The organism is Halalkalibacter oceani (genome assembly GCF_023715705.1).
Lineage (GTDB): Bacteria > Bacillota > Bacilli > Bacillales > Bacillaceae_D > Halalkalibacter > Halalkalibacter oceani_A.
The window spans coordinates 1-20338 of record NZ_JAMBOS010000037.1; the positions used below are offsets into that span (position 1 = coordinate 1).

Here is a 20338-nt window from a genome sequence, read left to right on the forward strand (position 1 = left end):
GATGTCTTTTTCCTTTCCCCAGAATTATAAATGTCGAAATGTTTCGAATTATATACGGACATTATAATCGACTAATTCTGGACAGGCAATACCGTCAACTTTCAGTAATTTAAGGGTGTCAAAAACATTCAACAGCTACATTTACTTGTTTGACAACTGAACTTTTTGTTTATGCAATGCTAATGAAAAAAATTAGAATTATAATGTGTTCCTTCATTGTAGACATGTACTTAACGAAAGATTTAAAAATGACTAACGATTTAAAGTCGTTAGCCATCATATTCAATAATTGCGCCCGATTGTGGAAGATCATTGTTTATTGCATAGTATATTTGTAATACGCAGCAAATGGTTTTGTTTTATTAGACTCCGTTTATAATAAGAATTATTGAACATTACTTGTTGTAAATAACATACCAATTACAGAAAAAGAATCAATAGCAACTCGTCCCCAAAAAAGTAGAAAGTCACAATTAGCACTTCCTACTTTTTTCTATTTCTTTTTATTAAAGACTTTTATTAACCCTCATTTTATTAACCCTCAAATGACACAAAACTCAATTTCTTTGACCAATCTATGTCAAAGAATTCCATTAGTCCTTTTTAAGTTGTTTCACCTAAAACAACCTTAAGCATTTGGAAAGATTCTTTTTAACGTTTCTTTCATTTCTGGTTTTACATTAATCTTAGGTCGAGCTTCTTTAGCCATTTTTTCAGCTTCTTCAATTGTATTAGCTTTTCCTAGTGATAATAGTGTTCCAATTGCAACTGTGCCTGTACGGTTACTACCACCTTGACAATGAAAGTAGACTTTTTTCCCCTCGTTATATGCATGTACAACATGTTCAATTGATTTCTTCACAGAGTCATCTTGATGATCTGCATCATCAACGATTGGACTATGCACACGATTATATTTAGATTCTTCTTTTGGTGCCTCAGCTCTTAAATCATAAATAATCTCTACTTTTTCATTGTTCATCATGTCTTCAACATCATCTGCACCACCGATGAAGATGCGATCTTTCAACAGCTCATGGTAATTCTTTGTTGTCATTATTAATTCCTCCTACTACAATGATTTGCTCCAATCGTGAACAGCATTTCCTTCTAAGTATCTCTCTACATCTAGTGCTGCCATACACCCTGTACCTGCTGCGGTAATTGCTTGACGGTATTTCTTGTCTTGAACGTCACCACAAGCAAAAACTCCAGGTACGTTCGTTTCAGTGGTTCCAGGTATAACATTGATATACCCAGTTTCATCCGTCTCTATTTGCCCTTTTAAAAATGCAGTATTTGGAGTATGTCCTATTGCTACAAAAATACCATCCGTTTGAATGATTTCTTCCTCTCCAGATTCATTGTTCTTCACTTTTAAAGCTGTTACATTCTTTTCTCCAGCTACAACTTCAATAGGTGTTTTATTAAGTTCCAATCTGATTTTAGAATTTTCTCTCGCTCGTTCTTGCATGATCTTTGAAGCACGAAATTCATCTCTTCTATGAACAATAGTCACTTCACTTGCAAATTTCGTTAAGAAATTTGCTTCTTCCATCGCAGAGTCTCCACCACCAACAATAATTACTTTTTTCCCTCTGAAAAAGAATCCATCACATGTCGCACAAGTACTAATTCCTCGTCCGATGTTTTCTTTTTCACCCGGAATATTCAATAGCTTTGCGGATGCACCTGTTGAAAGAATCAATGCTTCGGTCTCAATTTTTCCTAGGCCACTTACTTCTAAGGTATAAGGTTTTTTCGAGAAATCTACGTCTGTTACCCATCCTCTTTTAAATTCAGCACCAAAGCGCTCTGCCTGTTTCCTCATATTATCCATCAGTTCTGGACCCATAATACCTTCGATAAAACCAGGGAAATTCTCTACCTCTGTTGTTAACGTTAATTGCCCACCTGGTTGATCACCTTCAATGACAATAGGTTTCATATTTGCTCTTGCTAAATAAATAGCAGCTGTTAACCCTGCTGGACCAGTTCCCAAAATAACGACTTTTTCCATGATTGGTTCCCCCAACGATTAATTAAAGTAATCTTTTAATTTGCTATATCCTATTTTTTCTTCATTAAGCCAAGGAATAATGGCACACTTCTCAGCCAAATTTTCATTTACTTCACGAATCCATTGCTTTTCTGAAATGGCTTTTCCACTTAATACAGGATCTTTCGTATTCGTAGCAAATAGACTTTGGTTAATGACCCACCATTTTGGTCTAATATCGGCACGTTTCAAATCATCTTGTAAACGTGAAGCTTCGAGTACTGGGGTTGCCTCTGCTAGTGTCACAATAACGACCGATGTTTCTTTTGGATTTCTAATTTGCGGAAGTAGTTTTTTTACACTTTCAGGTACTTCCCCTGTTGACCTTGCAATTTCTTTGCTATAAGATTGTGCAGCATCTAAAAGTAATAACGTGTGGCCTGTTGGCGCTGTATCAATAACAACAATTTCATTTTCCGACTTAGCTACAACGTCTGCAAATGCTCGGAAAACAGCAATTTCTTCTGTACAAGGTGAGTTTAGATCTTCCTCTAAATACGCTAATCCGTCTTTATCCAACTCTTTCCCTGCGTTTTCTAATACATCAGCTTTATACTTTTCTACTTCTTCCTTTGGATCAATGCGGCTAATGGATAAGTTATTATTTAAATGGTCACGCTGAAATTGATAATCTAAGTGGGCTGCTGGATCTGTTGTTGTTAGGTGAACACGATTTCCCTTTTCAACTAATCCAACGGCAATCGCAGAAGCAACTGTCGTTTTCCCAACTCCACCTTTTCCCATTGTAAAGATAAGCCTAGTGTTGGAAGCTGAAAAATCACTTACTACGTCATTCAATTTTGGTAGGTTATGCATTTCATTATCACTGACCAACTCAACCGATGGTATTGCATATTGTTTAAATAAATAACGAAGATTATCCACCCCAGTTAAGGAATATGAAACAAAAGGTAAAGAGTAAATCACCGTTTGTTTTAAATTGCTAGGCATCTGTTTTAATGCGTTCCTTTGACGCTGGTAAAATGCTGATGAAACTTCGTCTTCTTTCAAGTGATTCTGAAGAAGACCATTAACAATGAGTAGCTGATTTTTAATACCTATTTCTTTCAGTTCTTTTGCTGCACGGTCAGCTTCTAGGAGTGATGATTCATCGGGTCTTGTGACAAGGATTAATGTCGTTTGCTTCGCATCTGCAAGAACATTTACTGACTTCGAATAAAGGTTTTTTTTATCAGCTAACCCAGATAACGGACCTAAACACGAAGCTCCGTGTGTACTTTCTTCTAAAAATCCATTCCAAGCTGTTGGTAGTTGTAAGAGTCTTAATGTATGACCAGTTGGGGCTGTATCAAAAATGATGTGATCATATAGACTGATGATATCATTATTTGTTAATAGACTTGTAAATTCATCAAATGCAGCAATTTCAACTGTACAGGCTCCTGATAATTGTTCTTCCATCGTAGCAACAACCGAATCAGGAAGCTTACCTCGGTATGGACCTACAACACTTTCACGGTAGGCTTTCGCTGAAGCTTCAGGATCAAGGTTGCTTGCAAATAAATTTTCCACGTTCGGAACTGGTTTTGGCTCATTTGTTAACTCTACTCCAAACACATCTTGGAGATTTGAAGCAGGGTCGGTACTTATAAGTAAAACTTTTTTTCCACTATCAGCTAACGCAACGGCTGTTGCACATGCAGTAGATGTTTTACCGACTCCACCTTTTCCAGTTAAAAATAGAAAAGGAGTATTGATTACACTTTTAGGATTGAAAGATTGAAACATACATTTCCCTTCTTTCTATTTACTTTTGGTTTAGATCAATGGAAAGACGATCTTTGGGTTGTTCCTTTAACTTTAACTCTTCAGGTGAGACATCAAACCACTCCGCAAGTTCTTCGTTTGATGGATACCCCCCTACCTTAACAAGTTGATCGTTAACTAAGATAACTGGTAACGCTTCTGGTCCTTTTTCATGTAGTACCTTATTAACTTCGCTGTTTTCAGCAAATTTCTTAGGCTCAGTTGTTAATTGATATCTTTTAATATCACATCCTTTATTCTCTAGTAAGAACACAGCAGCAGCTACTCTTGTTAATTCAGGATCAACGCTTGGTCCACATACACCAGTAGAACAACACATCGCTGGGTCAAAAATTTCAACTTTAGTCATATTATTGCCTCCTCATATAATATCAAATAAGCATATGCTTATATTTCTTTTCAAAAGAAAACCAAGAGAAAATCCCCTTGGCTATTTTTTTATTATTCGCCAGTTTCTTTAAAACGATAAATTCTTTCACCAATTTCATCACGAACACGTTGGAAGAATGCCCACTTTTCTTCTTCTGTTCCTTCTGCTTTCGCTGGATCATCAAATCCCCAATGATCACGTTTTACATGCGGGGGGGTCATAGGGCACTTATCAGCTGCATCACCACATAATGTAACAACAAAGTCTGCATTATTAAGGATTTTAGAGTCAATAATATCAGAAGTTTGATTGGAAATATCAATTCCTACTTCTTTCATTGCTTTTACGGCATTCGGATTTAACCCATGTGCTTCAATACCTGCACTTTTCACTTCCCACTCATCACCTAAATGCTTCTTAGCCCATCCTTCAGCCATTTGGCTTCTGCAAGAATTTCCAGTACATAAAAAGTAGATTGTTTTTTTAGACATAACTCATTTCTCCTTTATTGTTTAATGAATAATAAGTAACCAAATATATAAACCAACGAGTGTGATAAACAATGTTGGAATGGTTAGAATAATTCCTACTTTGAAATACGTTCCCCATGAAATCTTTACCCCTTTTAAAGATAAAACATGTAACCAGAGTAAAGTAGCAAGGGAACCAATTGGGGTAATTTTCGGTCCTAAATCAGAACCAATTATGTTTGCATAAATGAGTGCTTCACGTATAACACCACTTGTATCAGTATCTGCAATCGCCAAAGCATTGATCATAACAGTTGGCATATTATTCATAACTGATGATAATATAGCAGCGATGAAACCCATACCAATGGTGGCTGCAAATAAACCTTGATCAGCAGTTACTTGAACAAGATCTGTTAGAACATTCGTTAATCCTACATTTCTTAAGCCGTAAACGACCACGTACATACCTATAGAGAAAAACACAATAGCCCAAGGTGCCCCTTTTATAACGGTTTTTGTGTTAACAGCTGAACTTCTTCTTGCCATCATTAAAAAGAAAAGAGCGACAATTCCTGCAACAATAGAAACTGGAACTCCGATAAATTCACTTGCGAAATAGCCAATAAGCAAAACACCTAAAACATACCAAGACAGACGGAACATTTTTTCATCACGAATGGCTTCAACAGGTTTCTTTAAATGTGATAAATCGTACTGGCTTGGAAGGTTCTTTCTAAAGTATAGGTATAAAACTAAAATACTAGCTGCTAATGAAAAGAGATTGGGAATAATCATTCTTGTAGCAAATTCCACAAACCCAATTCCGAAAAAGTCAGCCGAAACTATATTAACTAAATTACTTACTACTAAAGGTAGAGACGTTGTATCGGCAATAAATCCACTCGCTATAATAAATGGAAAAACCATTTTCTCTTCAAATTTCAAATTTCGAACCATTGCTAAAACAATTGGTGTCAAGATAAGTGCTGCTCCATCATTTGCGAAAAAGGCCGCTACAAGTGATCCAAGAATGGAAACATACACAAACATCCGAACACCATTACCTTTAGCTGCTCTTGCCATATGAAGGGCTGACCATTCAAAAAATCCGATTTCATCTAATATTAAGGAAATAATAATGATAGCAATAAATGTTAGAGTGGCGTTCCATACAATCGATGTCACGTCAATTACATCATTAAAATCAACGACTCCAACTAGTAATGCAAGAATCGCTCCTCCACAAGCAGACCAACCGATTGATAGACCTTTGGGCTGCCAAATGATTAAAACAAGTGTTAGTAAAAAAATTGCTGATGCTAAAATGACTGATATCAAAGCTTTGACCTCCTATTAATCACACGAGATACGCAATCCCTGTTCCTCTAATTCTTTTAACTTATAATCTTGATTAGGCAGATGTTCAAGAAGAGTATTAACTAAGGGATAATAATCACTCTCTTTATTAAGTGAATATATAATCCACTGTCCTCTTCTTGTTTCTCGAACGACTCCAGCATCCTTCAACTTTCGAACATGTTGACTAATAGCAGGTTGGCTTGTTTTAAATATTTCAACAAATTCACAAACACAACAATCATTTGTGTCTAACATCTTAACCATAGTTAGTCGAGTTTTATCACCTAATAACTTTAAGATCGTTGCAACTTTCTCTATTTCAACAGTTGATACTTGCATGAAAACACCTCCTAAATTCATGATTATTAAGACATAAGAATTTACCTATAAAAGATTATATCTTTTATTTTTAAACAGATTAATTTTTTTATCTATGTATTCGAATGTCTTTAACGAATAACAAAGAAATAATTAAAGTAGTAATATAATTATTCACTTATATATTGATTTACTTATATAATAATTCGCTTATCCATGAATTTCAATAGTTATTTTGTAAAGTGTTTGTAAAGTTCGTTGATAAGTTAATTTAAATATAGTTGTCTATCCTATTTGCAATATATAGGAAATAGGCTTACCTTTTTTAACTAAGCTCCGTTAACACATTTAATAAGGCACTAATCCTTTTTCTCACGCTTTATCATTAGTTATAGGCCCATTATTGGAATTCCCTATTCTAGCTATAATCACTCAGCTTTATTATTTATTTCTAAAAGTAAAAGTACATTAAAAATAACGGAAAACACACATCAATTTTATTCAAGGATGTGTGTTTTCATATTACAGGATTGCATCCTGTTTATTTTAAGTACATTATTGCAGAAAGTCGGTCAAAAATGAAGACCTTTGCTGCGCAGTATGTGTCTACTACGCAATATAAGAGTTATTCCACAATCTGGCCCGTTTGTTGAATAAAGTGATTGACGTATTTAAATAACTCTATTGTTTTTTAAACGACTTTATTATGATTTAAACAACTTTATTATCATGAAACACCAGCAAGGGTTTGTGCGACTAAGTCTTCCCAAGCTGACAGTTTTTAAACAACTTTATTATTTTTTAAACGACTTTATTATGATTTAAACAACTTTATTATCACTCAACAATTATCCCTCAACACAAATCTCAGCTTACTCCACAGTCACGCTTTTCGCGAGGTTGCGCGGCTTATCGACGTCGCAGTCGCGGTGCAGGGCGGCATAGTAGGAGATCAGCTGCAGCGGAATGACCGTGATGAGTGAAGTCAGGTATTCGTGAACTTTCGGGAGAACGAATGCGTCTCCGTCCTGGTCCAGTCCTTCCATGCTGATGATGCATGGATAAGCGCCGCGGGCGGCGACTTCCTTCACGTTTCCACGAATGCTCAGGTTGACGTGCTCCTGGGTTGCGATCGCGATTACCGGAGTGCCGTCTTCAATTAAGGCAATCGTTCCGTGCTTCAGCTCTCCACCGGCGAAGCCTTCTGCCTGGATGTAGGAGATTTCCTTGAGTTTCAAGGCTCCTTCTAAGCAGACAAAGTAATCGGCGGCGCGGCCGATGAAGAAGCAGTTGCGTGTGACCGCGAGATAATCGCGGGCAATCAGCTCAAGCTTCTCTTTTTGGTCGCAGAGTGTTTCCATGGCGCTTGAAACGATAGCCAGCTCCTGCAACGGATCGAAGTCAAGCTCGATCCCTCTTGCTTTGGCTGTATCAACAGCAAGCAGGGTAAGCACGGCCATTTGTGCGGTATACGCTTTAGTCGAAGCAACCGCGATTTCCGGGCCGGCATAGGTGTGCAGGGTGAAATCCGCCTCCCGAGAGAGGGTGGAGCCTGGCACATTCGTAATCGTTAATGCCGGATAGCCTTTTTTCTTCACGTCAACAAGAACGCCGCGCAGGTCGGCGGTTTCTCCGCTTTGTGAAATGAAGATAAAGAGCGGGTTTTCTGATAATAAAGGCATATTGTATAGAAATTCACTTGCAATGTGAACCTCTACAGGACGTTGTGCGATTTTTTCGATCAGCTGTTTGCCGACAAGACCGGCGTGATAGCTCGTTCCGGCAGCGATGATATAAATACGGTCAGCCGCCTTCATCGCCCCGCGGATCTCATCGTCAAGACGGACGGTGCCGTCTTCGTTCTGATACTTTTGGATAATGTTACGGATCACAAAAGGCTGTTCATCAATTTCCTTCAGCATAAAGTGAGGGTAGGTGCCTTTTTCAATGTCGCTCGCATCAAGCTCAGCGGTGTAAGGAAGGCGTTCGACCTTCTTTCCGTCAAGTGTTTTAATTGTAAATGCCTGACGAGTCACGATGACGACTTCCTCATCCATAATTTCAACAAATTGATTTGTCACCTGCAGCATCGCCATCGCATCCGAAGCGACAACATTTGCTTCTTCCCCAACGCCAATGAGCAACGGACTTTTGTTTTTACCAACATAAATCGTGTCGGGATCCTGCTTATCAAGCAGCGCCGTCGCATATGATCCTTTCAGTAAGGACAATGTGTGACGGAACGCTTCTTCGACCGGGCTTCCCTTTTTCACAAAAAGCTCGACCAGCTGAACCATGATTTCTGTATCGGTATCACTTTTGAGCGTCACATCGGCTAAATACTCCGCCCGAAGCTGCTCATAGTTTTCAACGACACCATTATGCACGAGCGTAAAGCGCGCTGTTTCACTTTGATGCGGGTGGGCATTAACCCGGCTCGGTTCGCCATGCGTCGCCCAGCGGGTATGACCGATGCCAACCGGACCGTCGACATCCTCGACAACGATTTCGCGCAACGCGGCAATGCGGCCCTTTTCCTTGAAGACATGAACGCCAGAGTCATTGACGACAGCGATTCCCGCTGAATCATAACCGCGGTATTCAAGCTTTTCTAATCCCCGTAATAAAATTTCCTTCGCATCATTTGTCCCAATATAACCTACGATTCCACACATATAACAGTTACCTCCCAAGTGGGGGCAAGGACCTGAGGGCAGACTTGCCCCCGCTCTCTATTTTTTATTAGAAGGCATGGCTGCTCCTGGCTTTGTGCAAAGAGTTGCCTCTCTGTTTTCTCCAGAAGCTTAGCGGCTGTCATGCTACAGCCGGAGGGCATCCGCCGAATACTCGATAAACCCTCTCCTCGTCAACTACACGTTCTCGTCCGTGTGTAGTCCTGGCGCTTTAATAAAAATGACGACCTCGATCCTCCTCTCTTTTTTCAACTCACGAATCATCATACCGTAATGAATCCAGAACGTCAATTAGAAACACAGTAAGCTCATTTCCCGAAAACACCGCTCGGAGACAGGCTCTGCGCCTGATTGAGTTCCATTTCCCATGATTTTATACATTCTGCTTCCATGCCTTTGCGGTGCGGCCCTCATAAGCTGTCACGAAAAACGTGATAATTAAAAATATGCATAAGCAGCTCGTCTCGTGCTGCTTATGCATCGCCTCTTTTTCTTACTCCGCTACTCCCAGCTCAGCTTTCACGACCGTTGCGATTTCATCAACATAGCGGTTGCACAGCTCCTCGCTTTGAGCTTCGACCATGACGCGAACGAGCGGCTCTGTGCCAGATGGACGAACGAGGACGCGACCTTCTCCGTTCATATCCTCTTCGACCCTGGCAATCGCCGCCTTGACCGCTTCGTTTTCACTGACCGCATGCTTGTCGCTGACGCGGATATTAACCAGCTTCTGCGGATACGTCTGCATTTCGGCGGCAAGCTCAGATAGCGGCTTATTCGTCATCTTCATAATATTCACAAGCTGGAGTGCGGACAGAAGACCATCTCCAGTCGTGATATGATCAAGGAAGATAATATGGCCAGATTGCTCACCGCCAAGGTTGTATCCGCCTTTGCGCATCTCTTCCATCACATAACGGTCACCAACGGCCGTCTGCTTGGCGACAATACCCTCTTCTTCCAGTGCTTTATAAAAGCCGAGGTTGCTCATCACCGTCGAAACAACAGTGCCATGCTTAAGCCAGCCCTGCTCCTTCATATACTTCGCACAAATAAACATAATTTTATCGCCATCGACGATTTGACCCTTTTCATCAATCGCAATCAACCGGTCGGCGTCGCCGTCAAAGGCCAGCCCGATTTGTGCCCCTCTTTCAAGGACGAAGGCACTTAGCGCTTCCGGATGAGTCGAACCGCATCCCTCATTAATATTGACGCCGTTCGGCGCGGTTCCCATTGTTGAAATATCCGCTTCAAGATCGGCAAATAAATGCGGAGCGAGCGATGAAGCAGCGCCGTGCGCACAATCAAGCGCGATATGAATGCCGGAAAAATCCTCTTGAACGGTCTGCTTCAGAAATTGCAAATACTTCTGTCCGCCCTCATAGTAATCACTTACTTGGCCGAGCGCGCCGCCAGTCGGACGGGGCAGCTGATCCTCGCTGTCTAAATAGCGTTCAATCTCCTGCTCCTGCTCGTCTAACAGCTTAAACCCATCCGGTCCGAAAAATTTAATTCCGTTATCCGGCACCGGATTATGCGAAGCGGAGATCATCACCCCGGCGTTCGCACTTAATGCCTTTGTTAAGAAAGCAACACCAGGTGTTGAGATGACGCCTAAACGCATGACCTCAGCTCCAATTGACAACAAGCCGGCAATAAGCGCACTTTCCAGCATTTCACCGGAAATACGAGTATCGCGTCCAATAATCACGCGCGGCTTCTCCGTATGTTTCGTCAACACATAGCCGCCCATTCTGCCAAGCTTAAAAGCCAACTCTGGCGTCAGCTCCGTATTTGCGACTCCCCTTACTCCATCCGTACCAAAATAATTTCCCATTATTCATTCTCTCCTTCAATCACATCATTACGTATTATCACCGGAATCATTGCCCGAACAGGCTGAAAGCGGATATTCGAAGGGCCATTGATTTGCAGCTCTGCTTCATGCTCCCCTTCTTGAAAATTAGTAATATCGATATAAGCTTGTATATCCTCTAAATCCAACTGTTCCAACATTTCGGCAGTTCCATAGGCCATCAGGACAGAAGTGGAAGCTTCGGTTAGCGTCGCCGTCTGTCCCTCAGCCAAGCCAACGATCTCAATCGGAACATCCGCAAACTCCCTCTCCTGTTCCTGATCCACGGTTACTGTGACCGTCACCACCTCTGGTGAAACCTGCTCTACCCCAGGCGGAACCGGAACCTGCCATTCGTAACTGCCACTTTCGGTTATTTCACTCAAATCAAGGTTTCCTAGCTGAATCACCTGTAGCTGATCAATAATCTCCAATGGACCATAAACGGTGACCTCGCCCGGGTCCAGTTGGACTTCTTGAATGCTGAGCCCTTCCGGTAGCTCCCCTTCTCTGCCTACGCGTACAGGAACTTCACGATTCGGGCTTGTAATCGGTACGCGAACGTCGACAACGGCAGGGTCAGGTTCAAGCTCTATTTCTTCACCATTTGCCCGGTAAAGGGTCACACGCCCTGTCTCCTCGATCATCTTGTCGGCGCCGGCGACATCTATAAATACTTTCGCTGAATCGACCTGAGAGACGATGCTCCGCGCTGCTCTAACATCAACATTGACCGGCGTCACAATCGGCGTCCCTACTGTATAGCCCTCCGTCACTTCGTCAGTATGAAGCAATTCAACCTCGACAGGCAGGGAAATCGTCTGTTTCTCCTGAAGCTCGACGCGGGCAAATTGCGGAACGATCGAAACCGTTAGTTCCTCCGGGAAGCCGCGGTGCTGAACATTCAGAGTATGCACACCTTCCTCACGCTCACTCACATTGACAAACACTTCATACGTTGGCCGCGTTAACTGAAACAGCATAATTTCACTTTGCGGCCCTCTCAGATTGACTCTGACACTTTCCGTTTGATCAATAACAGCGTAATTCTCTTCATCATAGAGGACATTCAGCTCGACCTCCTCCAGCGTGTATGTAGCCGGACTGATTGTCGGCAGCACACCCGGCTGACTGGTTAGATCATCAAGGTTTACCATCGTAAAGAGCATCAGCGCAATAAAGAAAGAAATAATCTTGACGAACCAATGGCTATTAAACAGTCTATCCATTTTTCTTTCCCCCCCACTGCCAGCGCGAAGTGGTTGTTTGCTTGCCTTCCACTAATAATTCCTGTTCAAGCAGACCTCTCAGCTGTTCTTCATCAAGGTCACGATGCAATTCACCATTTTTGGTCAACGAGATATTCCCCGTTTCCTCTGAGACGACAATTGTGATCGAGTCCGTCACTTCACTTACACCGAGCGCCGCCCGATGCCTCGTGCCGAGCTCTTTTGAAATAAACGGATTTTCAGACAGCGGCAAATAACAGGCCGCGGCTAAAATCGTTTCATCCTTAATAATGACTGCTCCGTCATGAAGCGGCGTATTCGGAATAAACGTATTGATCAGCAGTTCCGAGGTCAAGTTGGCATTCATCGCTATTCCTGTCTCAACGTAATCATTCATGCCCGTCTCACGCTCAAGGGACATCAGCGCCCCGATCCGCCGCTTCCCCATGTAGGTCGAAGCTTTTACAATCGCGGCAATCGCTTTTTTTACCGTATCATCCTGAGGAATCGTTCTGCTCGCAAATAAACGTCCTCTCCCCAGCTGTTCGAGCGCCCGTCTAAGCTCCGGCTGAAAAATAATGATAATTGCCAGCAATCCATATGTAACGGTCTGCGTCATCAGAAATTCTAATGTTCGCAGTCCAAGAAACTTACTGAGGAACCAGACAGCGAGAATGACGGTAATTCCTTTTAGCAGCTGTACGGCTCTTGTACCGCGAATAATCATAATCGCCTTATATACTACATAGGTGACGACCAATATATCTACAATTTGCCCGAGATAATTAAGCAAACTAAAATCTTCAAAAGAAAACATGGCTCTTCCTCCAAACCATTATCATACATAGTGGTATTCCAAAGGAACAACACCGCTGCGACAAGCGAAGCCTACTCAGGGAAGCTCCTGTGCAAACCAAAGCCGCCGCCCCGTATTTGCTTTTTACAAGGCTTTTTATAAGCTCCTATTTATGAAAAACACGGATAGCGCCTGGCGAGGCCTTTATCCTTAACAAGCGAGGACCAACCCATCTTTTCCCGACCAGCACCAATGCGGTCATCTTTTCTACCTGTGCATAGGCGGCTTACCCTGTCACAGCTTTCATTATAGCTTGAATCGCCCCTGCTTAGCAAAGTTTGACATAGATTATTCAAGGTAATCTTTCCTGACGTGTTACATTCACCTTGATCAAACGATTCACATCAATAAAAAAAGGATACCTCAATAGAAAATTTCCTTTGAGATATCCTCCCGTAATATAACCACGTCATTTCACAATTGCAACAACTTCTTTAAAGAACCCTTTTATATGATACCAGACCCATTCGAGCGCCTGATTGACCTCTTCAATCTCTCCCGACACATGTCCGGCGGAAGCATAATACGCATCCCCATTCACGAGAAGCACATTCCCCTGAACCTCTCCTTCAATCTCAAGCGTACCATTACGAACAACCAGGTCCCCTTCAATCACTTCGCCTTTCGGCACGATTACCTTGCCTTTTTCCTGATCAATAATCACATGACCCGGTCCTGTGACAACTACCTGTTCATCATTGCCCTGCCAGAGAGACGAAATGCTGATTGACATAAGCAAAAAGAACACGGCCGCTGAAACAAGCAAAGGATGGCTTCTCGTCCATTGCTTCCATTTTGAAGTTGATTTTCTTTCAGGCAATCTTGCCATAACGCCTTCGGTAAATCCAGACGGAGCTTCAATATGGGATGAGCTTTGGACAAAGGCAATGACCTTCTTCAGTTCATTAAAACGCTGACGACAGGAAGGACATTGTGCCAAATGAGCATCTAGCTGTTCTTTTTCTTCTTGTGTGGCTTCACCATCAAGGAAGGCTTGTATTAACTCCTCATAATGCTGTTCACATTTCACTCATAAACACTTCCTTCCTACACATGACGCATTCTTTTTCTTAATGCTTCCCGCCCACGATGAATTCTCGTCTTCACAGTGGACGGGGGCATATCAAGAATTTCACTTATTTCATTAATGGATAGATCTTCAATGTATTTTAAAATGATAGCAGTCCGATATTTCGGCGGGAGCTGGTTGATCTCAGATTGAACCCACTCCTGCATTTCAAGTGTTACCACTTGATCCTCAGGCAATTCCGTATCAGCAGCAAGCTGGGATTCCAAGGTTAGTCCATCAGAACCCTTTACTTGTTCCTGAAGGTAAAAATCGGGTTTTTTCTTGCGTAAACGGTCAATCGCTACATTGGTGGCGATCCGGAATAGCCAGGTAGAGAATTTGCGATTGCTGTCAAAGCGATCAATATTTGTATAGGCCCGCAGAAAAGCCTCCTGAGCGATATCCTGTGCTTCATGCACATTTCCCACCATTCGATAAGAAACTTGGTATATCTTATCTTTATACAGCTCGACAATTTCCTCAAACGCCTGTTGATCACCTTTCCTCACTTCCCGGATTAACCTTTTTACTATCGTTTCCATGTTCCTATCCCTACCCACATTCGTTCTGACTTATATACGGATAAACTCCGTCTTCCGTTTCATTATTTTTATGAAATCTGATCTTTCTATCATAACATACCTTTTACCTAAATCAGATTAGCCATTAGTGTTTTTTTTACTAATATTAGGGTATGTAAGGAATATAAAAAGCAATCCTTACGACTTGTAGAGAGAGGGTGGAATTGAATGACTACAGAGAAGCAATTACTGGCAGAAATCGAACATTACCGCCAGTTGTTAAACGAAAAGGCAAAAACCAATCCGCTTCCTTCCGCACCAATGGTCCGCTTCAGCAAGAAGCTCGATCAGCTTCTAAACAAGTACAGTAAAATGCCAAAATCACTTCCGTCACAGTCGCGTCCTCTGGAGTAGGCAGCAGACCGGAAATATCCCAATGTCAGACAATTCCCAATAAAAGCAAGATAGCATAACTCGTCAGGCCGCCCGCGGTAAGACGATCCACATAAAACTGCGGGTCCTATTTTCAGTGAAATCACTTCGCAAAAGGGTGAGTAACTTCCATAAAGTGTGACACCCCACTGTCCAACCTTTCCCTCCCTCAATGCTCTATTGGAAATCCCTTTTACCTTTATATTATGTTTAATGTGAGAACGCAACAATGCAGCATACAAAAACACACCTTTAGCAGTCATTAGGCAAAGACCTAATCCCAAGGTGTGTTTTCATGTATTCGCGATGGAGCCTAGCGGGATCGAACCGCTGACCTCCTGCGTGCAAGGCAGGCGCTCTCCCAGCTGAGCTAAGGCCCCGTTTATCTAGTCAATAAATGCTCTTGAACAAGCATGAGCCATGAAGGACTCGAACCTTCGACCCTCTGATTAAAAGTCAGATGCTCTACCAACTGAGCTAATGGCTCCCGATGTGATTCAATGTTGTTTCTCACGATGCTTCCGGACGACGTTTCGCTCCGTTGTCTCCACCTGTTCCTTCCTCTTCCCAGCAACGCTCTGATGCTGGCTGCGTCGGAACAACTCGGGGTCTTTTCGACGAGGCTTTGGCTCGTCACTGAGCTAATGATAAAAAAATGGCTGGGCTAGCTGGATTCGAACCAGCGCATGACGGAGTCAAAGTCCGTTGCCTTACCGCTTGGCTATAGCCCAACAAAAATGGTGGAGGGGGACGGATTCGAACCGCCGAACCCGGAGGGAGCGGATTTACAGTCCGCCGCGTTTAGCCACTTCGCTACCCCTCCACAATCATTCGAGTGCCGGCCAGAGGACTTGAACCCCCAACCTACTGATTACAAGTCAGTTGCTCTACCAATTGAGCTAGACCGGCATAATATGGATAGTATTTCTTATTTTATATTGAGACTGTGTCTCTTCCTCTTGACAGCCTTTCCTCCGATGCGGGCTGCGTCGAGACAACTCGTCGCTTATTCGACGATGACTTGCTCGTCTCTACCAATTGAGCTAGACCGGCATAATATGGATAGTATTTCTTATTTTATGTTGAGACTGTGTCTCTTCCTCTTGACAGCTTTCGCTCCGATGCGGGCTGCGTCGAGACAACTCGTCGCTTATTCGACGATGACTTGCTCGTCTCTACCAATTGAGCTAGACCGGCATAGTGTATGTAGTCTTTTGAAATTTATCCTTATGTATGCTGGTGGAGGATGACGGGATCGAACCGCCGACCCCCTGCTTGTAAGGCAGGTGCTCTCCCAGCTGAGCTAATCCTCCGGCAAAAATGGTGACCCGTACGGGATTCGAACCCGTGTTACCGCCGTGAAAGGGCGGTGTCTTAACCACTTGACCAACGGGCCAAAATATAGCTCTTTCTTACTGACAAAAAGTATTATATAAAAAATAAACTTCAAAGACAACCCCTTTTGCATAATTTTTCTTTTATCTAAGAAAAAAGCAGGCTGTCCTTCCCTAAAAGAGGCAGAGCGACGGCCATGTTCTTGAAGAAACGGGGCTGTGGCCTTTCTGTTTTCCTATCTTTTGAAAATTCAGAGGCCGGGCAAAAGGTAAAAAAGCACCTTTTAACCCGGCCTTCCTCATTTAATCCTCATCGTTATTGCGGCTGTTTGCGGATGTCGAGCTTCCACCTTTGAATCAAACTGCGGACAGCGGCTTTATCCTCGGTACTTAGTGGGCTGACAGGCTCCCTCGTGACGCCTGCATTTAAACCGAGTTGGCGCATCCCTTCTTTGACAATCGCTACATTGACACCGCTATTGTATTTTTCCCGTAAATTCTCAAACGGAAGTACTTCATTCCAGACACTCCATATTTTTGCTTCATCCTTTGTTTTTAATGCTTCAAGCAGCTCCAGTGATTTTTCTGGGTAAAGATTGACCAACCCCGATGTAAAGCCGGTTGCCCCTGCATGAAAAAAGAATGGCGCCCATTTCTCGGCAACTCCGCACACCCACGTAATATCGCGGTTCGCGGGGATTGATTGGACGGTTCTGGCAAAGCGCGGCAAATCATTAATCGCGTATTTCACTGCTACTAATCTATCCAATGAGGACAGTTCTTCTAACACCCGATCTGAAATAGCCGGATTTTTAAAGTAAATAACAGCGGGCAAATCTACATTTTCAATAATCGATTTAAAATAATCAACAACTCCGTCATCGGTCATAAAAGGGTGAATCGGCATATGAATCATGATGCAGTCGGCTCCGACATCCTTCGCATAATTCCCCATCTCAATTGCGGTCGCAACTGAATAACCGACCCCGGCCAAAACAGTAGCACGCTTGTTGGCACATTCAACGACATATCTGATTTCTTCTTTCGCTTCCTCCAATGTCAGCGCATAAAATTCACTAGTATTTCCACATGGAACTAGCACATTGATTCCGCGATTAATTAAGAACTCCACGTTTTCTTTTACGCCATTCCAATCGATTTCTTTTGACTCCTCTTTAAAAGGAGTAATTGTTATTCCTGAAATATCCTCGAACCTCTTACCAAATGATCGATAATCCATTTTCCCGCCTCCATTTTCATCTTTTAATGAGTTGAAGCAATAAATGAAATTTGATATATCAACAAAGGTTTAAAGAAATAAATCATTATTTCTTTAAGACATTCGTCAACGTTCTGTTGATATGTCGCTTCATCAATTCTTCTGCCCGCTCCGGATCACGCTCAATAATCGCTTGCAGAATTTCCTTATGCTCCAAGTAGCCATCCTTCATTTCATCCTTATTTGTAAGGGCTCTTTTGCGAAAGGCCGTTTCAAAGCTCGAAATATTATTCAGTAAGTTTGTGACCATCGAATTGTTGGCAATCTCCCGGATGAGAGCATGAAATCTCGTATTCTCTTCAACAAGCGCATCGATATCCTTTTTTTCAAAGAGTTCCTCCATAAGAGCGAGCTGTGCCTTTAACCTGTCAACTTGCTGGTCATTCGCCTTTGCCGCGGCAAACTTCGCGCACAGCCCTTCCACGACAGCTCGTAATTGGAGTACTTCTTCAATATTCGTATCAACATATTCTGATACATACGTCCCTTTTCGAGGGATGGTCACCACCAGTCCCTCGTTCCCGAGAATTCGAAAGGCTTCCTTGATCGGTGTCGTGCTAATTCCGAGCTTCTCAGAAAGATCACGCTCCTTCAAATGCTCGCCGCTTTTGATTTGCCCCCTTACAATCGCCTCTCGTAATGATTCGACCACTACTTCTCTCAATGATTTTACATTTCGAGTTCTAGTAGAAATAAACTTTTCAAAAGACTGATCAGCCGACTCTTTATTCATACTAGACATCTCCATTCGTCCAATTGATATATCAAATATTATCACAGCTGATGACGATTGTAAATGCATGAAAGCACGACAGGATTATGGTAAAAACAGCAGGCAAACAGGGGTTGGCGCCTTCACCACATTCCCGGTAAAAGTTAATTCACCGGTTTCCCGATCAATGCGAAAGGTAACAATTGAGTCGCTCTCCTGATTGGCGACTAACAAAAACTTCCCATTAGGAGAAATCGTAAAATGTCGCGGCACATCCCCTTTGCAGTCATAATGATTCACATAACGCAACTCGCCTGTTTCTTCATGAAACGTATAGCACACGATACTATTATCTCCCCTGTTTGACGCATAGAGAAACCGTCCACAGGCTGAAAATTTCACTTCTGCCGCCGTGCTTTCACCGTTGGCTTTCGGCGGAAGCGTCGCTACTGTTTCCAGCTCCGTCAGCTCGCCGCTTTCCTCTGTCCACCGGTAGCTTGTCAGCGTTGAATTCAATTCATGAATAACAACGACATAGCGATTGGAAGGGTGAAAGGCGAGGTGTCTCGGACCGGCACCCGCCGCTGCTTTATAACGGCGGTGCGGCTCCAGCTTGCCCTTTTCTGCATCAAATCGATAGACATAAACCGTATCCGTCCCAAGATCAGCTGCCAATGCAAATGAATTGCTTGGATCAGTCATGATCGAATGAGCGTGCGGTCCTTCCTGTCTCGAATGGACACTTTCTCCGGCGTGCTGGATAACATCTGTCGCCTCTCCTAATCTGCCATCAGGTAAAAGAGGAAAGACAGCAACACTTCCTTCGCCGTAATTGGCAAGCAGCACATATTTTTTTGAACGGTCAACAAATACATACGCTGGTCGCCTCCCACGGGAAGACCGCTCATTTAACAGGGTCAGTCGGCCTGACTCACGCTCGATGGAAAAAGCGCTGACAGCTCCGGTCGGCTCGCCTTTGTATTCAAATAAGGCATTGATGGCATAAAGCGTATGATCTGGACCAGGCGTTAAAAAGGATGGATCAGCGACTTGCTTCACGACATCGAAATAGCGCAGTTCTCCGCTTTCCTCATTAAAATGATAGAGATAAATCCCTTCACTCTCCTTGTCTGTAAAGGTGCCAACATATAAAAGCCGCTCCCTTTGTCTCACTTCATCTTACCTCCTTCATTTTGTCTTCAGTCATCGTTTCCACCCATATCATACGTCAGAGCGCTTCTCCCTCCATCGATCACAAGCGTTTCACCATTAATAAAAGCAGCTTTGTCGGAAACCAGAAAAGCAACCGCATACGCGACATCTTCCGGATTCCCGACTCTTCCGCTCGGGTGGTACTTCATAATTTTTTTCATATAGGCCCCGTCTTCCTCATAGATTTCCGGTGATAATATATTCGTTTTAATAAAACCGGGGCAGATGGCGTTGACACGAATCCGATGCTTACTTAAATCAATCGCCATGCTTCTCGTCATCGCCAGAATTGCACTCTTTGACGCGTTATAAGGAAAGAAACGCGGCTGGGTACGCATCGCATGTGTGGACGAAATGTGGATAATTGCGTTATTTTCTTCTTCTTTTAAATACAGGATGCTGTATTTTGATGCCAGGTAATGCCCGCGAAAATTAACCGCGATACATTCATCAAATTCCTCAACGGTACAGTCTTCCACGCTATGCGTGAAATTGATTCCGGCATTATTAACCAATACATTTAACCGACCAAACCGCTGATATGTGTTTTCGACCATTGCCTGAATGGCAGATTCCACTTTAATATCGACTTGAAGAGCAATCGCCTCGCCGCCTTCTTTTTCAATCGCAGCGGCGACTTGTTGTGCTTTGGTTTCTTCAATGTCTGCCACCGCTACCGCATAGTTCTCTTTGGCAAGCTCCAGCGCTACAGCACGGCCAATCCCGGAGCCTCCCCCGGTTACAATTGCTACTTTCATATGAACCTCCCTTTCTGT

At 42.9% G+C, this 20338-nt stretch carries 18 protein-coding genes and 7 tRNA genes; 1 reads left to right on the plus strand and 24 read right to left on the minus strand.

Annotation, left to right across the window (positions count from 1 at the left end; genetic code table 11):
• Positions 1-628: 628 nt before the first annotated feature.
• The 13 genes from M3212_RS20425 to sigW all read right to left on the minus strand — a co-directional run bounded on the left by M3212_RS20425 (position 629) and on the right by sigW (position 14614).
• Positions 629-1057 carry a protein-tyrosine phosphatase family protein gene (locus M3212_RS20425; protein ID WP_251195786.1) on the minus strand — a complete coding sequence of 143 codons (429 nt, stop codon included), beginning with the start codon at positions 1055-1057 and terminating at the stop codon, positions 629-631.
• A gap of 15 nt (positions 1058-1072) precedes the next feature.
• Positions 1073-2020 (minus strand): thioredoxin-disulfide reductase, encoded by a 948-nt coding sequence (gene trxB / locus M3212_RS20430; RefSeq protein ID WP_251195787.1) that lies wholly within the window; start codon positions 2018-2020, stop codon positions 1073-1075.
• An 18-nt stretch (positions 2021-2038) separates the two neighbouring features.
• Positions 2039-3808 carry an arsenical pump-driving ATPase gene (gene arsA, locus M3212_RS20435; protein WP_251195788.1) on the minus strand — a complete coding sequence of 590 codons (1770 nt, stop codon included), beginning with the start codon at positions 3806-3808 and terminating at the stop codon, positions 2039-2041.
• Positions 3809-3827: 19 nt separating this feature from the next.
• On the minus strand, positions 3828-4196 hold the full coding sequence (arsD, locus tag M3212_RS20440) for an arsenite efflux transporter metallochaperone ArsD (protein ID WP_251195789.1): 369 nt from the start codon (positions 4194-4196) through the stop codon (positions 3828-3830).
• A gap of 92 nt (positions 4197-4288) precedes the next feature.
• Positions 4289-4708 (minus strand): arsenate reductase (thioredoxin), encoded by a 420-nt coding sequence (gene arsC, locus M3212_RS20445; protein ID WP_251195790.1) that lies wholly within the window; start codon positions 4706-4708, stop codon positions 4289-4291.
• 21 nt (positions 4709-4729) lie between these two features.
• Entirely contained in the window at positions 4730-6028 is a 1299-nt protein-coding gene (locus tag M3212_RS20450; RefSeq protein ID WP_251195791.1) for an arsenic transporter, read from the minus strand.
• Between the two features lie 15 nt (positions 6029-6043).
• A complete protein-coding gene (locus M3212_RS20455) occupies positions 6044-6388 on the minus strand; it encodes an ArsR/SmtB family transcription factor (RefSeq protein ID WP_251195792.1) in 345 nt (114 codons plus the stop codon).
• 851 nt (positions 6389-7239) lie between these two features.
• Positions 7240-9042: a glutamine--fructose-6-phosphate transaminase (isomerizing) gene (gene glmS / locus M3212_RS20460; protein ID WP_251195793.1), complete on the minus strand. Its 1803-nt coding sequence runs from the start codon at positions 9040-9042 to the stop codon at positions 7240-7242.
• A gap of 511 nt (positions 9043-9553) precedes the next feature.
• Positions 9554-10900 (minus strand): phosphoglucosamine mutase, encoded by a 1347-nt coding sequence (gene glmM, locus M3212_RS20465; protein WP_251195794.1) that lies wholly within the window; start codon positions 10898-10900, stop codon positions 9554-9556.
• Positions 10900-12147, minus strand: a complete 1248-nt coding sequence (locus tag M3212_RS20470; protein ID WP_251195795.1) for a CdaR family protein — start codon at positions 12145-12147, stop codon at positions 10900-10902. The genes glmM and M3212_RS20470 overlap by 1 nt, the downstream gene beginning before the upstream one ends.
• A complete protein-coding gene (gene cdaA / locus M3212_RS20475; protein WP_251195796.1) occupies positions 12140-12964 on the minus strand; it encodes a diadenylate cyclase CdaA in 825 nt (274 codons plus the stop codon). Before cdaA ends, M3212_RS20470 begins: the two co-directional genes overlap by 8 nt.
• 448 nt (positions 12965-13412) lie before the next feature.
• Complete coding sequence (gene rsiW / locus M3212_RS20480) at positions 13413-14033, minus strand: anti-sigma-W factor RsiW (RefSeq protein ID WP_251195797.1); 621 nt, start codon at positions 14031-14033, stop codon at positions 13413-13415.
• A 17-nt stretch (positions 14034-14050) separates the two neighbouring features.
• Positions 14051-14614, minus strand: a complete 564-nt coding sequence (sigW, locus tag M3212_RS20485) for an RNA polymerase sigma factor SigW (protein WP_251195798.1) — start codon at positions 14612-14614, stop codon at positions 14051-14053.
• Positions 14615-14821: 207 nt separating this feature from the next.
• Between sigW and M3212_RS20490 the strand changes: the two genes are divergently transcribed.
• Positions 14822-15007, plus strand: a complete 186-nt coding sequence (locus tag M3212_RS20490; RefSeq protein WP_251195799.1) for an aspartyl-phosphate phosphatase Spo0E family protein — start codon at positions 14822-14824, stop codon at positions 15005-15007.
• A 325-nt stretch (positions 15008-15332) separates the two neighbouring features.
• Here the strand turns inward: M3212_RS20490 and M3212_RS20495 are convergent.
• From M3212_RS20495 to M3212_RS20545, 11 genes are all read right to left on the minus strand, one after another.
• Positions 15333-15405 (minus strand) — tRNA-Ala (locus tag M3212_RS20495).
• Between the two features lie 34 nt (positions 15406-15439).
• Positions 15440-15512 (minus strand) — tRNA-Lys (locus tag M3212_RS20500).
• Positions 15513-15681: 169 nt separating this feature from the next.
• Positions 15682-15756, minus strand: a tRNA-Gln gene (locus tag M3212_RS20505).
• 7 nt (positions 15757-15763) lie between these two features.
• Positions 15764-15848 (minus strand) — tRNA-Tyr (locus M3212_RS20510).
• A gap of 13 nt (positions 15849-15861) precedes the next feature.
• Positions 15862-15934 (minus strand) — tRNA-Thr (locus M3212_RS20515).
• Between the two features lie 328 nt (positions 15935-16262).
• Positions 16263-16338, minus strand: a tRNA-Val gene (locus tag M3212_RS20520).
• A gap of 8 nt (positions 16339-16346) precedes the next feature.
• Positions 16347-16421: transfer RNA gene (locus tag M3212_RS20525), tRNA-Glu, on the minus strand.
• A 254-nt stretch (positions 16422-16675) separates the two neighbouring features.
• Positions 16676-17599 (minus strand): dihydrodipicolinate synthase family protein, encoded by a 924-nt coding sequence (locus M3212_RS20530; protein ID WP_251195800.1) that lies wholly within the window; start codon positions 17597-17599, stop codon positions 16676-16678.
• Positions 17600-17684: 85 nt separating this feature from the next.
• A complete protein-coding gene (locus M3212_RS20535) occupies positions 17685-18371 on the minus strand; it encodes a GntR family transcriptional regulator (protein WP_251195801.1) in 687 nt (228 codons plus the stop codon).
• Positions 18372-18455: 84 nt separating this feature from the next.
• Positions 18456-19523 (minus strand): lactonase family protein, encoded by a 1068-nt coding sequence (locus M3212_RS20540; protein ID WP_251195802.1) that lies wholly within the window; start codon positions 19521-19523, stop codon positions 18456-18458.
• Positions 19524-19549: 26 nt separating this feature from the next.
• Entirely contained in the window at positions 19550-20320 is a 771-nt protein-coding gene (locus M3212_RS20545; RefSeq protein ID WP_251195803.1) for an SDR family NAD(P)-dependent oxidoreductase, read from the minus strand.
• Positions 20321-20338: the final 18 nt, after the last annotated feature.

Excerpts from the sequence above, each read along its gene's own strand:
- arsC (WP_251195790.1), bottom strand. The coding sequence starts at position 4,708 with ATGTCTAAAAAAACAATCTACTTTTTATGTACTGGAAATTCTTGCAGA.
- M3212_RS20470 (WP_251195795.1), bottom strand. The coding sequence starts at position 12,147 with ATGGATAGACTGTTTAATAGCCATTGGTTCGTCAAGATTATTTCTTTC.
- M3212_RS20530 (WP_251195800.1), bottom strand. The coding sequence starts at position 17,599 with ATGGATTATCGATCATTTGGTAAGAGGTTCGAGGATATTTCAGGAATA.
- trxB (WP_251195787.1), bottom strand. The coding sequence starts at position 2,020 with ATGGAAAAAGTCGTTATTTTGGGAACTGGTCCAGCAGGGTTAACAGCT.
- M3212_RS20425 (WP_251195786.1), bottom strand. The coding sequence starts at position 1,057 with ATGACAACAAAGAATTACCATGAGCTGTTGAAAGATCGCATCTTCATC.
- M3212_RS20535 (WP_251195801.1), bottom strand. The coding sequence starts at position 18,371 with ATGAATAAAGAGTCGGCTGATCAGTCTTTTGAAAAGTTTATTTCTACT.
- sigW (WP_251195798.1), bottom strand. The coding sequence starts at position 14,614 with ATGGAAACGATAGTAAAAAGGTTAATCCGGGAAGTGAGGAAAGGTGAT.
- M3212_RS20455 (WP_251195792.1), bottom strand. The coding sequence starts at position 6,388 with ATGCAAGTATCAACTGTTGAAATAGAGAAAGTTGCAACGATCTTAAAG.
- glmS (WP_251195793.1), bottom strand. The coding sequence starts at position 9,042 with ATGTGTGGAATCGTAGGTTATATTGGGACAAATGATGCGAAGGAAATT.
- glmM (WP_251195794.1), bottom strand. The coding sequence starts at position 10,900 with ATGGGAAATTATTTTGGTACGGATGGAGTAAGGGGAGTCGCAAATACG.
- arsA (WP_251195788.1), bottom strand. The coding sequence starts at position 3,808 with ATGTTTCAATCTTTCAATCCTAAAAGTGTAATCAATACTCCTTTTCTA.
- M3212_RS20490 (WP_251195799.1), top strand. The coding sequence starts at position 14,822 with ATGACTACAGAGAAGCAATTACTGGCAGAAATCGAACATTACCGCCAG.
- arsD (WP_251195789.1), bottom strand. The coding sequence starts at position 4,196 with ATGACTAAAGTTGAAATTTTTGACCCAGCGATGTGTTGTTCTACTGGT.
- M3212_RS20545 (WP_251195803.1), bottom strand. The coding sequence starts at position 20,320 with ATGAAAGTAGCAATTGTAACCGGGGGAGGCTCCGGGATTGGCCGTGCT.
- cdaA (WP_251195796.1), bottom strand. The coding sequence starts at position 12,964 with ATGTTTTCTTTTGAAGATTTTAGTTTGCTTAATTATCTCGGGCAAATT.